The sequence below is a fragment of the Neobacillus sp. MER 74 genome (genome assembly GCF_023714155.1).
This window is the reverse complement of the sequence record NZ_JAMAUV010000035.1, coordinates 22,593-35,289: the sequence shown is the minus strand read 5'-3', so window position 1 is coordinate 35,289 and position 12,697 is coordinate 22,593. Positions and strand designations below refer to the sequence as shown.

General features: G+C 39.6%; 11 protein-coding genes and 2 rRNA genes. 9 read left to right on the top strand and 4 right to left on the bottom strand.

From position 1 onward, the window contains the following. Positions 1-125 (top strand): 23S ribosomal RNA (locus M3610_RS26175); the annotation flags it as partial. A gap of 78 nt (positions 126-203) precedes the next feature. Further along, positions 204-320: ribosomal RNA gene (gene rrf, locus M3610_RS26170) — 5S ribosomal RNA — on the top strand. Between the two features lie 152 nt (positions 321-472). On the opposite strand, the gene M3610_RS26165 is transcribed toward rrf, so the two are convergent. Both M3610_RS26165 and M3610_RS26160 read right to left on the bottom strand, forming a co-directional pair. Further along, a complete protein-coding gene (locus tag M3610_RS26165; RefSeq protein ID WP_251463425.1) occupies positions 473-1,267 on the bottom strand; it encodes an SDR family NAD(P)-dependent oxidoreductase in 795 nt (264 codons plus the stop codon). Beyond that, positions 1,251-1,457: a hypothetical protein gene (locus tag M3610_RS26160; RefSeq protein WP_251463424.1), complete on the bottom strand. Its 207-nt coding sequence runs from the start codon at positions 1,455-1,457 to the stop codon at positions 1,251-1,253. The genes M3610_RS26165 and M3610_RS26160 overlap by 17 nt, the downstream gene beginning before the upstream one ends. A gap of 459 nt (positions 1,458-1,916) precedes the next feature. Here M3610_RS26160 and M3610_RS26155 point away from each other — a divergent pair, with 459 nt between their 5' ends. The 7 genes from M3610_RS26155 (at position 1,917) to M3610_RS26125 (ending at position 10,668) form a co-directional block, all read left to right on the top strand. Beyond that, on the top strand, positions 1,917-2,945 hold the full coding sequence (locus M3610_RS26155) for a LacI family DNA-binding transcriptional regulator (RefSeq protein ID WP_098572757.1): 1,029 nt from the start codon (positions 1,917-1,919) through the stop codon (positions 2,943-2,945). 175 nt (positions 2,946-3,120) lie between these two features. Continuing rightward, a complete protein-coding gene (locus M3610_RS26150) occupies positions 3,121-4,392 on the top strand; it encodes an ABC transporter substrate-binding protein (RefSeq protein ID WP_251463423.1) in 1,272 nt (423 codons plus the stop codon). Positions 4,393-4,454: 62 nt separating this feature from the next. Further along, positions 4,455-5,372, top strand: coding sequence for a carbohydrate ABC transporter permease (locus M3610_RS26145; protein ID WP_251463422.1), 918 nt, complete (start codon positions 4,455-4,457; stop codon positions 5,370-5,372). Further along, entirely contained in the window at positions 5,372-6,202 is an 831-nt protein-coding gene (locus tag M3610_RS26140; RefSeq protein WP_098572755.1) for a carbohydrate ABC transporter permease, read from the top strand. Before M3610_RS26145 ends, M3610_RS26140 begins: the two co-directional genes overlap by 1 nt. A 19-nt stretch (positions 6,203-6,221) precedes the next feature. Beyond that, on the top strand, positions 6,222-9,383 hold the full coding sequence (locus M3610_RS26135) for a glycoside hydrolase family 2 TIM barrel-domain containing protein (RefSeq protein WP_251463421.1): 3,162 nt from the start codon (positions 6,222-6,224) through the stop codon (positions 9,381-9,383). A gap of 336 nt (positions 9,384-9,719) precedes the next feature. Next, positions 9,720-10,388, top strand: a complete 669-nt coding sequence (locus M3610_RS26130; RefSeq protein WP_251463420.1) for a DNA-binding response regulator — start codon at positions 9,720-9,722, stop codon at positions 10,386-10,388. A 112-nt stretch (positions 10,389-10,500) separates the two neighbouring features. Next, a complete protein-coding gene (locus M3610_RS26125; RefSeq protein WP_251463419.1) occupies positions 10,501-10,668 on the top strand; it encodes a hypothetical protein in 168 nt (55 codons plus the stop codon). Positions 10,669-10,758: 90 nt separating this feature from the next. On the opposite strand, the gene M3610_RS26120 is transcribed toward M3610_RS26125, so the two are convergent. After that, complete coding sequence (locus tag M3610_RS26120; protein WP_251463418.1) at positions 10,759-11,115, bottom strand: cupin domain-containing protein; 357 nt, start codon at positions 11,113-11,115, stop codon at positions 10,759-10,761. A 21-nt stretch (positions 11,116-11,136) separates the two neighbouring features. Continuing rightward, positions 11,137-12,696, bottom strand: coding sequence for an autoinducer-2 kinase (gene lsrK, locus M3610_RS26115; protein ID WP_251463417.1), 1,560 nt, complete (start codon positions 12,694-12,696; stop codon positions 11,137-11,139). Between the last annotated feature and the right edge of the window lies 1 nt (position 12,697).

Here is a 12,697-nt window from a genome sequence, read left to right as displayed (position 1 = left end):
AAGATGAGATTTCCCATAGCGCAAGCTAGTAAGAACCCTGAAAGATGATCAGGTTGATAGGTCAGAGGTGGAAGCGTGGTAACATGTGGAGCTGACTGATACTAATCGTTCGAGGACTTAACCAAATTTTAAGGTGAACTCTGAGTTTACAAACTTCTTCAGCATTATCTAGTTTTGAGGGAATGAAACCTCAAATTTTATAGTCTGGCAGTAATGGCGAGAAGGTCATACCCGTTCCCATACCGAACACGGAAGTTAAGCTTCTCAGCGCCGATGGTAGTTGGGACACGCGTCCCTGTGAGAGTAGGACGTTGCCAGGCAATAAAAAGACAATCAGTGATGGTTGTCTTTTTTTGTGCGAAATTTGGTGCTGTCACTCTTTTAAGGGTTAAGCCTGATTAAAAACAAAAGCTGCCAAAAAGGCAGCTACGGTCATCATTTGTTTAATCCAGAAATTTGTAAAAGGTTATTCTTATTTCAAATGTGTTTTTATCTTTTTAGCAATGATGTCCGTTGCTTTTTTCGGATTTAAACGATATAAAAAGTCCATTATTTTTGCATCATTTCCGGCTAATACCCGGTATTTTTTATTTTCCATCCCTTTAATAATGATGGCAGCTGCTTCATTTGGGCTGAGCATCTTATATGAATGGTTGTCGGCACCTTCTAATTCAATTCTTGCATTTTTGACGATGTTCGTGTCGACTCCACCAGGAAAGACGATCGTTACGCCTACATGGGTATCTCTAAGCTCTAAATGAAGGCCTTCAGTGAACATTTTAACGGCCGCTTTGGAAGCTGCGTAAACCGATTGAAGCGGTACAGGAAGAAATCCCCCCATGCTTGATACATTGGTTATGTGGGATTCTGGCCGGTTTAATAGGTATGGTAAGAATGATTTGCACATATAGAGCGTACCGTAAAAGTTGACATCCATCACTCTATGAATTTGTTCATAGTCAAGATCATTCACACTTTGAAACTGTTGAATAATTCCTGCATTATTAATAATTCCATCTATGTTTCCGTGCACGGCAATGATCTCCTCTGGAAGCTTTTCCACATCATCTCTGTTAGCAATATTAGCTATGTGTGTTGAAATCTTGTCGTTTCCATAGACTGTTGCTAATGATTTTATTTCCTCTAGCCCGGATTTGTGGATAATGGCTGCGACTTTAGCTCCTTTTTCTAAAAGCTGACGAACGAGTTCACTCCCAATCCCGCCTCCAGCACCTGTTACGACAATGACCTTATTGAATACTTTCATGCAATTCCCCCAATTTCCTCAATCCCCCAAACCTTCCGCAGTTCAGTTGGGATGAGAAGGGTGTATATTCATAATCGGTCATCGCTAGTGAGCCAACTTGACTGTTCTTGAACAATTCTGCAATTATTCGGTCCAGAACTGAATCGCCTTCCATCCGTAACTTTTTCAAAGACTCGTCTGTATATAACATTCATTTCCCCCTCATTACTAACCGTTGGTAGATTAAAAGACTTGAAACATTTTACATATATATTCCTATGATAATACTAATATGAAGAGTGCCTGACACCAATAGGTGATGTTCATTTTTAATGTAAGTTTATGAGAAACCCATCTGATTTTGTTAAAAGATGGGTTATTTCCTGCGAAATTAATAAATGCTTTTCGACATTCTTCTTGTCTGCTTTGCCTCTGGAATTCATATACATCAGTACTTGTAGAAGTTTTAACCAAACGTTTGAATAGTATAGCCTATACGATATTTAGTCGAAAGAGTGTCGGTTGGTGAGGGTAAATTCCAGTGCCTGTTACGCCCAGAGAAAAACAAAATACAACTCAATACCTTTCTTGTTAGAGATGCTAGATAAAGGCAACAATACAAGGTACAATATATAATGTAATTGGTTATATAGATAAAAGGGGAGTGTGTATGGTTACAAGAAAAGATGTGGCTCTGAAGGCAGGAGTTTCACCATCAACAGTGTCACGTGTCATCAATAATAACGGGTATGTTGCTATGGAAGTAAGAAAACGAATAGAAGCAGCCATTGCCGAATTGAACTACATACCGAACCGGGCAGCACAGAATTTACGGATGAAATCCTATAAACAAATTGCTTGTATCTCCCCCTCTATTAATAACTCCTTTTTTGCAGAAATGTTTATGGGGATAGAGGAAATGGCAATAGAGGTTGGATATTCATTATCTTTATATAATATTACAAAGAAAAAACCCGATTTTTTAAAGCAAGTTGTAGAAGGCCCTTATGATGGTTTGATTCTGCTAGCCTCACATGAATTAATTATGATTAAAGATATTCTCGAAAATATAAAAAAAATGCCTCTGTCTATCTACTGGGATCGAATTGATAAACTAAACATTCCGCTTAAGGCAGAAATTCCTCATGTATATGTTGATTTAAAGAAAGTAATGAGGCAATCTGTAAACCATTTGATAACAAATGGACATAAGGAAATACTTTTTTTAGGCCATTATTATCAAAAAGAAAAAAGCAGCAATCCAAGATACAAGGGCTATGAAATGGCTATGAAGGAACATAACTTAGAGATTAAGGAATATTATCGAATATTCGTTGAAATGTATGAAGATAAATTAACGACAGGGTATGAAGCGATTAAGATGTTATTGGATAAGGGGCAATATTTTACTGCTGTTGCTGCATCGAACGATTTGTTAGCTGCTGGGGCAATAAGAGCGATTATTGAAAGCGGGAAGAAGGTTCCTGAAGATATTTCAGTCATTGGTGTGGATAATATTGAGTTAGCTAAAATTGTGACACCCACGTTGACTACGATGAATATTCCAAAAAGGGAAATTGGCAAAATGCTCGTACAGCAGTTGATGGATCAAATTCAGAACGAAAATACAATTGAGAAAAGTATTGAAGTTGAAGTCATGTTAAAAGAAAGAGAATCAGTTAAAAAATTAATGATTTAGTAATTTTGAATTGACAACGATTACAATTTAATTTAGTTTAATAGCATAGCAGAAATTTTTAAATAATGTGGTTACGTGGCCATATTATTTTTTTCTGTAATATGGTTACGTGACCATATTTTTTTCTGGAGGGTGGTCACGTGACCATAGACTTTTAAAAAAAGGAGCGAAAAAAATGAAAAGGTTCTCAGTATTATTGTCAGTATTATTGGTTCTATCTGTTTTCTTGACAGCCTGTAGCAGTGGAAAAGATGAAAGGGCTAGTTCTACTGATGGAAAAGCTACAATTACTGTGGCATCCTGGAATGCCGCTGCAGATGCTTTAACCGAACAAATTGAGGGATTTAACAAAAAGTACCCAGATATAAGAGTGGAAGTGCTGCATACAGATACTGGATATTCTAAAGTTACCCCAGCTTTAGCAGCAGGAACAGGAGCTCCGGATATTATTCAAACACAAGCAAGGGATTTTCCGGCATTTCTTCAGAAGTTTCCTGATCAATTTGAGGATTTAACAGACGAAACGGAAAAATATAAAGATGATTTTATTGAGTCTTCTTGGAAAAGCGTTACACAAGATCAAAAAATATATGCCATGCCATGGGATGTAGGTCCAACGGCTTTATATTATCGAATGGATTTATTTGAAAAAGCAGGCATTGATGTTGAATCGATCAAAACATGGAGCGATTATATTGAAGCAGGTAAGAAATTAAAAGAAACATTCCCTGACACAGCGATGACCCTCTATACAGATGATTTTAATCTTTATGAAATCTTCTTAAACCAATTGGGTGGTTCTTATGTGAAAGATGGAAAAATTAATGTGAATTCTCCGGAATCAGAAAAAGCACTTTTACTTCAAAAGAAAATGAAGGATGAGGGCATTGCCATTAATGTTCATGACGGCAATGGACGAATTCCAGCGTTAACGAACGATAAAGCTGCTAGTGTTATTTTACCTGTATGGTATGCGGGCACGTTAAGCCATTCTGTTGAAAAACAAGCTGGTAAATGGGGCATCGTTCCGATCCCTGCTTTTGAGGAGGGTGGAAATACACAAGCCAATTTAGGCGGCTCTGTCTTAGCGGTGTCAAAACAGTCTAAAAATGCGGAGGCAGCATTTAAATTTATTGAATATGTGTTAACTACAGATGAAGGTCAAAAGATTATGCTAAAATACGGACTTTTCCCTTCCTATACTCCTTTCTATAAAAGTGAAGCATTTAATACAAAAGATGAGTATTTTGGAATGGAATTATATCCCTTCTTTGCAAAACAAACCACATCCATTAAAGATATGGAATATGGTCCGATTATGTTAGATGCAACGAAACCGCTTAAAGATATGATTGACGGTGTGTTAGCAGGAAATGATGTCAAGAAAATGATGGGAACTGCTGCAGAATCTATTTCAAAATCTACTAAGCTTAAAGTAAATCATTAAAAAAACTAATAAAGTAGGTGTTTGCTAGTTAAACACCTACTCTTATTTTAGGAGGTGCCAAAATGAGGGAAACAGCTGTTGGACAAATGACAAATCCTTCTATTGCTAGTAAGAAAAAAAGGAATCTAAAAAAATTAACTCCCTACCTATTTCTATCGCCGTTTTTTATCGTGTTTGCCATTTTCATGGTGTATCCCATAATTGAATCATTGTATTTATCCTTCACCTCTGCTCAAGGAAACCGTGCAGAATGGGTTGGATTGGAAAACTTTAAAAACATCCTAACGGACGGATTATTTTGGAAGTCCTTATACAATGTTTTTATCATATTAATTGTTCAAGTACCGCTCATGCTCATTATAGGGACATTATTAGCTGTCCTATTAAACTCTAAATTTATTAAGGGGAAGGCCATCTTTCGATTATGTATTTTTTTGCCGGTATTAATTGATTTAGTCACCTATTCCATTGTATTTACCCTTATTTTTAATGAGCAATACGGAATGATGAATTACGTTTTAGGTCTCATTCATATTGACCCTATTCATTGGTTTAGTGACCCGTTCTGGTCGAAAGTGTTAATTATTATTGCGGTGACATGGAGATGGACCGGTTATAATACGATTATTTTGTTGGCAGGAATCACAACGATTGATGACTCGTTGTATGAATCCGCTGAAGTGGATGGGGCCAACAAATTGACCCAATTCTTTAAGATCACCATTCCCATGCTAAAACCAATCCTGCTGTTTTGTGGAATTCTTTCTACCATTGGGACGATTCAATTATTTACGGAGCCTTCCTTATTGACTGCGGGCGGACCAAACAATGCTACCAATACACCTATTATGTACCTTTATCAATTTGGATTTCAAAGCTTCCAATTTGGGTATGCATCAGCCGCAGCGTATATCATTACCATTATCGTTGGGATTATTAGCTTCTTCCAAATCAAGGTTTCAAAAGGAGGAGAAATTTAATGAAAGGATCATCCTTCTTAACAAAATCAGCAGGATATCTATTTTTAATTCTGGTTAGTATTGCTTCTGTGTACCCTTTTTATTGGATGTTTGTAGGTTCAACTCTATCTGATAGTGACATATTTCAAAGTCCTCCAAAGTTATTACCAAGTGGGGAGTTTATGAATAACATAACGGGACTCTCGGCTTCTGCTCCTATTTGGCAGGCATTGGGTAATAGTTTACTCATCTCCACCATCTTTACGATTGCTACATTATATTTGTGTGCGATTGCAGGATATGCCTTCGCTAAATATGAGTTTAAAGGGAAAAATATCCTATTCGTTATCGTATTAATTACGATGATGCTGCCACACCAAGTGACATTAATTCCTTTGTTCAAAATGATCATCGGGTTCGGCTGGCAAGATCAACCCCAGTCAGTCATTTTACCGGCGCTCGCGAACGCCTTTGGGGTCTTTTTTATGAGGCAAAATATGATGAGTATTCCGACTGAAATGATAGAAGCGGCGAGAATTGATGGGGCTAGTGAAATGTCCATTTTTCATAAAATTATCTTGCCTACATCTTTACCGCCATTAGCTGCTTTGGGTATATTGAGCTTTATCCAACAATGGGGCAATTATTTGTGGCCGCTCATTATTTTACAGGATCGTGAGAGTACAACGTTACCTGTTCTATTATCTCAGTTAGTGGCTCCAGGCCAGGTCGTCTATTATGGCCAAGTATTAGCGGGAACAGTTATCAGCATTGTTCCGGTATTAATCTTATTCCTGCTATTGCAAAAGTATTTTATCAGCGGCATATATGGCGGATCTGTTAAAGGATAATATGGAGAGGAGAATAAAGATGCGTTTACAACATGATTGGGAAAACTTGAATGTGTTACATAAGAATCGACTGCCAGCCAGGTCAACCTTTTTTAGCTATAAGAGTAAACAAGAAGCCCTTACGTATGACCGAGGAGACTCTCAAGGTTTTTTATTGCTCAATGGTAATTGGAAATTTCATTACGCGAACTCACCGATGGAATCACCAAGTGATTTTTACCAGGAAGATTACTCCACTGATCATTGGACGGATATCAGCGTTCCATCTCATTGGCAATTAAAAGGATACGGAAAACCGCATTATACAAATGTCCAGTATCCTTTTCCAGTAGAACCTCCGTATATTCCATCAGAGAATCCAACGGGGTCTTACAGCCGCACCTTTTATGTCACGAAGGAAGCCTTACAAGGGAAGGTACATCTTATGTTTGAGGGTGTTGATAGCTCTTTCCATGTTTGGGTGAATGGATATTTCACAGGATATAGTCAAGGCAGCCGACTTCAATCAGAGTTTGATATTACTCATTTTGTAAGAGAAGGCGAGAACCGAATCTCCGTACGAGTCTATCAATGGGCCGAATCTTCTTATATTGAAGATCAAGATATGTGGTGGTTAAGCGGAATTTTTAGGGATGTTTATATTTTCTCAAAACCGGATGTGCATATCTGCGATCTGTTTTTGAATGGTACTTTAGAACCTGGCTATCAAGATGGCCGGCTTGATTTTGAAATTGCTTTATCAGGAGTGTATCAAGATCATTCAGTGGAAATAGAAATCCAACAGGAGGGAACTGTTGTCGCATTACACAAGCAAGGTGCAGCGGATGAAACGGTGACAGGTTCGATCCATTTGGATCAAGTGAAATCATGGAATGCTGAAACTCCTTTCTTATATGATGTGGTGGTTACTCTATTAAATCCTGAGGGGGAAGTGGTAGAGGTTATTCCACATAAATGCGGATTTAGGACGGTTGAGATTAAAGGCGGTCAATTACTCGTAAATGGTGTAGCCATTATGTTTAAAGGTGTTAATCGACATGACGCCCATCCTGATTATGGAAGGGCTGTCCCATTACGTTCCATGATTGAGGATTTAGTTTTAATGAAACAGCATAACATTAATGCCATCCGGACCGCGCATTATCCAAACGACCCGAGGTTCTATGATCTTTGTGATCAATTTGGCTTTTATGTGATTGATGAAGCTGATCTTGAGTGTCATGGGTTGACCAAGATTGGGCAGCCACATGTATTAAGTAATGATCCAGCATGGGAACATGCCTATTTAGATCGAATGGAAAGATTGGTAGAAAGAGATAAGAATCATCCTTCCATCATTATGTGGTCATTAGGGAATGAGTCCGGTTTTGGACAAAATCATGTTTCGATGTATGAATGGGCAAAAAGAAGAGACCCTTCAAGACTTGTCCACTATGAAGGGGAGACGAGAGAAATTTTGCTGGAGGATCACTTTATCCCAACGAAGGATCCAGTAGCAACGGATGTTCATACGTCCATGTACACACCCATTGAAAAATTAAAGGTAATTGGGGGATTAACCTACTTAAACAAGCCTCATATTTTATGCGAATATGCTCATGCAATGGGCAATGGCCCAGGTGGTTTCAAAGAATATTGGGAGACCTTTTATGCCTATGATCGATTACAGGGCGGTTTTGTATGGGAATGGGTTGACCACGGCTTACGCCAATTCACAGAAGAGGGTAAGGAATATTTTGCATACGGCGGTGATTTTGGGGAGACACCACATGATGGAAACTTTGTGATCGATGGATTGGTTCGACCGGATCGTGAGCCATCCCCAGCCTTAGCTGAATTTAAAAAGGTGATTGAACCCGTCGTTACATCCGATTTTAATGATAAGGAAAACACCATTCTTGTCCAAAATCGATTTGATTTTTCCGATTTATCAACGTTACAGTGTGAGTGGTTTATTGAAGCTGACGGGCAAATCCTTGCAGGTGGAATGGTCGATGTTCCAGCCATTCCTGCAAACACAGCTAAGGTGGTTGATTTACCAATTCATCTACCGACAGTGGTGAAGGTAAATACAGATTATTGGTTAAATCTCGTTTGGAAGACGAAAGAAAAGACACGATGGGCTGATTCAGGTCATACGGTTGCGTGGTCACAATATGAACTCCCAATCTCTCGTTTTGCTCAGATTGAATCACAATATTTAGGCCAATTATCGGTTCAAGATAAAACTTCCATCACGAAAATAGCTGGACCTGCCTTTGAATTGACCTTTAATAAACAAAATGGACGAATAGAAGATTTTTGTTTTGATGGTCAGCCAGTGATGTCCAAGGGACCAAGGTTACATTTCTGGAGAGCGCCAATCGATAATGATTTATTAGGTTCCGAAGAGTTTAACGCAAGCTCCGTTACCAAACGATGGAAGGAATATGGCGTACATGCCATTCAGCATCGAATCATTGGAACGGACGTCACCATCAGTGAAGATCTCCAGTCTGTTGTCATTCAGTGTGAAGCCAAACTGGCACCACCGGTTCTTGCGTGGGGATTCCATGTGGCCTATCTCTATACCATCCATGCGAATGGAAGAATTGTAGTGGAGATCAAGGGCGTGAAAACTGGTGAGGGACCTCAGTATCTGCCGCGAATTGGCGTGGAAATGGTGGTAGAAGATACCTACGATTACGTGCAGTGGTATGGACTAGGGCCCAATGAAGCCTATAGTGATAGCAGGCAGGCGTCGAAGATGAGCATTTGGTCATCAACCGTTGATCATTTGCATACGCCGTATGTGTTCCCGCAGGAAAACGGGAACCGCCATCAAACAAAATGGGCAAGTTTTACAGAAGAGAGTGGAAAAGGATTGTTCATCAGTGGCTCCACTTTTGATTTCACTGCAAGCTATTATACGGTTGAACAGTTGGAGGCCGCTAAACATACATGTGACCTATTTAAACAGCCGTATATCACCTTACATGTTGATCAACAGCAATATGGGCTGGGCTCAGCCAGCTGTGGTCAAGAGGTGCAGGAACAGTATCGCTTGGAAAACAAAAACTTTGAATTTACATTTTCAATGCTGCCATATGATGAAAATTCCCATTCACCCATTGCTTTAAGCAAAAAGTTTATTAGTGTAATAGATAAAGCGAAGAATGTAAGTAAGAGTGAAATCATTTAATAGAATGTATCCCCTTCATCATGTGGAGGGGATATATTTTTCTAATAAAATTTAAGTACCCCTATTTAGAAAATAAATTGACAAATTGAGGAATTTTATTAAACTAAAGGTAGTTTGTTTATCCTCGAATTCTTCACTAAAAATTCATTTAATATTAGCTGCTCCGCAAGTCTTTACTTTCTTCAATTGAAACCACATTAACCTCTTTTTTCACTCACATTAACAATCATTACGTTTAAAAATCTGTCCGAAGTTCCAATGAATTAAGGCATCGAGTATGTATGCGAAGTTTGATAATAGAAGAAAGCTGTAAAAGTTGATGAGGAGATGGATGCAATGGGATTTGAAGAAGAATATCAGGCCTTTTTAAATGCTCATTTACAGGTACGAACCGGTGAAAGGCTGCGACGCTTACAAGAAGGTCATAACCAGGCTGAAAGATTGTTTTTGAAACAAGTGTGGTGGCCTTTATTTTACCATTTTCGGTATCTTCATCCTGAGTATGAAGTTGATGATTTCAAGGATGGAAAAAAGTATTTGGATTTTGCTTATATTCGTCCCGCCATCCGGATTTGTTTTGAGGTCGATGGGTATGGCCCTCACCTAAAGAATATTAGCAGATGGCAATTTTCCGACAGCCTGGAACGTCAAAACCAGTTGGTGATTGATGGATGGACCGTGATTCGCTTTTCTTATGACCAAGTTAAAGAAAAGCCTCGTCAATGCCAACAGATTGTTCAACAAGTGATTGGCCAATGGCTGGGGGATGAACTGGATCAGACATCTCTGTCCTTTGTCGAAAAGGAAGTGCTCCGGTTAGCGATTCGAAAAGGAGAAGCCATATCCCCTAAAGAAGTCGAAGCGTATTTGAAGCTAAGTGACAAGACGGTAAGGAAGGTATTTTCCCAACTAGTCGACAAAAAGATGTTGATTCCCGCATCCGGGGTTAAGAGGATCCGCACTTATCAGTTGGGGGATCATGTTAAGCATCCGATTCCCGATTAGATAATTAGGCGGAAAAATTCCGCTTATTTAGAAATTATCATTAAGAGTAGCTTAAATAGCCGGAGAAATTCCGCCTATTTACTCGAAAAACGTGAAAATGGGGGATTTTGAAATGCATAAGCGGAAAAACTTCCCTTATTTACCCCGAAACGAGCTCCATTCTGCATTTAACCGGAAAATCTCCGCTTATTTTACTTCCGCTGATCAAGGACAAGAGACTTCTTATTTAAATGAAAGTGAGGCGGGACGGGGTTTTGAATATGTAACCAAAAGTGCCTGACACCCTTGGGGGTGTCAGGCACCGTTCCTAAAGTTGTGCGGCGCAAAACTTGCGATTGCCCTCTATAAGAATCGTCCCTTGGCAGCCTCGCTACTTACCATATGGACGGTATTCGACCTCGACCTTATCTTTTTCATGGTAGGGTGCCAGCATAAAGGCCGCTTTAAGGAGGGTATCTCCCTTATTAATTAAATAGTGGACCTTTTTCGGCTCCACATGGATAAAGTCTCCTTGTTTACATTGGAAAATCTCCTCGTCAATGTGAATTTCCAGTTCGCCTTCTAAAATAAAGAAGTTTTCTTCCATGAAGTTATGATAATGGGCTGTAAAATCCTGTCCTGGCTGCAGGACAACGATACCAAAGTTCATTCGGGGTCCTTTTTGCAGGTACTTAGGACCGCTGTCACCAAATCGGTAGTCTCGCTCATTCTCGTTAATAACAGTCATTTTGTTTCACTCCTTTGGATGTTATAGTCCTGGGGCAATCCACATATGGTTGGTGTGTCCTTGATCTGCCAGCTCTAGTTGCACCTTGTACACAGCTTCCCACTTTTTATATACCTCTTCATAAATGAAGTGATTCGATTCGTTTGGTTCAAAGGTTTTTTCAAATTTAACCACTTGAGTAATGGCTTCATTAAAACTTTCATAAATGCCCGCTCCTACACCAGCACAAATGGCCGCGCCTAGAGCTGTCGATTCCTTTACCACTGGAACTTTTACCTTTATATTCAGAACGTCGGCAACAATTTGGCACCATAGATCACTTTTTGAAGCGCCACCACCAAAAACAATCGTTTCCGGTGCTTTGTTTGTTATTTTGGAAATGATGTCAATATTGCCCTTTGTGACAAAAGCGGCATTTTCCATAATGGCTCGGTAAAACGTTGCTTTATTATAGGAGCTATCAAACTTAAAATCTATGAAACTTGGTGCCGCATGTTTCCATGAAAAGTAGTTCATTTTATCGGAAAACGTACAAATCATTCCATTGCAGCCTGCCGGCACATTTTTTGCTCTTTTCTCCATTTGGGCATAAATGCTTTCCCCGTTTTCCTTCTGAAGAAAGGCTTCAAGCTCACAAAACGTATCCCTGAACCATCTCATGATCAGTCCAGGAAAGAAGGCGATGGCTTCATATTGCCAAGTATTTGGGATGGCATGGCAATTCACTCTTACTTTACAATCATCATTGATTTCTACTTGATTGGTTGTATATTCATATTGCCAAAAGCTCCCGCCTAAAACAGCTGCATCTCCTTCATTGATGACCCCCATGCCAATGCAGCCTAATTGGGCATCGCCGCCTCCTGCCACCACGACCGTCTGCGTGCTTAATCCAGTAAGGGCGGAAAATTCCTCGGTAACCTGGCTAATGATGGATCCGCTTTCATTTACAATCGGAAAAATATCACTTCTAAGCCCTACCTTATCCGCAATGCTTGGATCCCAACCTCTTTTCTTAATATCAAAAAGGCCAGTGGTGCAGCCATTAGAAGGTTCAACAGAGATCACACCGGTCATACGATAGGTAATCCAGTCGTTCAGCATGGTAACGTATCGAACCTTTTGATAGGTTTCAGGGAGATGATTTTTTACCCATAGGATTCTGGGGATGGCGCCTAATGAAAAGGTCTGTCCGGAAATCTGATGAATGTCTGATTCAAGTGTGTCACTTATTTTACAAAGGTGAGCCACTTCCTCGTTGGATCTTGAATCCACGTTGGCACAGGCCCATAATTCCTTCCCGGTTTCATCGTATAGGACAATGGCTTCACGCATACTTGTGGTGGAAATCGCCACAATGTTTTCGGGATTAACCTTATTCTTTGCCAAGATTTCCTTTATTAATTGGATGATCATGTCTATATTTTTCTCGATAGCAAAGTCCATGGACCCTGGATACCGCTTATCTTCATGGTGGGTCCATTCTGATTGGGCAACAAATTGTTCATGGCCTAGTGTATTAAATAAAATGACTCTGACACTGCCGGTTCCGGCATCAATCGCCATTAGGTACTTTTCCATG

Bases quoted from the DNA above. Each gene is read 5' to 3' on its own strand.
- lsrK (WP_251463417.1), bottom strand. From the start codon at position 12,696: ATGGAAAAGTACCTAATGGCGATTGATGCCGGAACCGGCAGTGTCAGA.
- M3610_RS26135 (WP_251463421.1), top strand. From the start codon at position 6,222: ATGCGTTTACAACATGATTGGGAAAACTTGAATGTGTTACATAAGAAT.
- M3610_RS26120 (WP_251463418.1), bottom strand. From the start codon at position 11,115: ATGACTGTTATTAACGAGAATGAGCGAGACTACCGATTTGGTGACAGC.
- M3610_RS26150 (WP_251463423.1), top strand. From the start codon at position 3,121: ATGAAAAGGTTCTCAGTATTATTGTCAGTATTATTGGTTCTATCTGTT.
- M3610_RS26140 (WP_098572755.1), top strand. From the start codon at position 5,372: ATGAAAGGATCATCCTTCTTAACAAAATCAGCAGGATATCTATTTTTA.
- M3610_RS26155 (WP_098572757.1), top strand. From the start codon at position 1,917: ATGGTTACAAGAAAAGATGTGGCTCTGAAGGCAGGAGTTTCACCATCA.
- M3610_RS26130 (WP_251463420.1), top strand. From the start codon at position 9,720: ATGGGATTTGAAGAAGAATATCAGGCCTTTTTAAATGCTCATTTACAG.
- M3610_RS26145 (WP_251463422.1), top strand. From the start codon at position 4,455: ATGAGGGAAACAGCTGTTGGACAAATGACAAATCCTTCTATTGCTAGT.
- M3610_RS26160 (WP_251463424.1), bottom strand. From the start codon at position 1,457: ATGTTATATACAGACGAGTCTTTGAAAAAGTTACGGATGGAAGGCGAT.
- M3610_RS26165 (WP_251463425.1), bottom strand. From the start codon at position 1,267: ATGAAAGTATTCAATAAGGTCATTGTCGTAACAGGTGCTGGAGGCGGG.
- M3610_RS26125 (WP_251463419.1), top strand. From the start codon at position 10,501: ATGCATAAGCGGAAAAACTTCCCTTATTTACCCCGAAACGAGCTCCAT.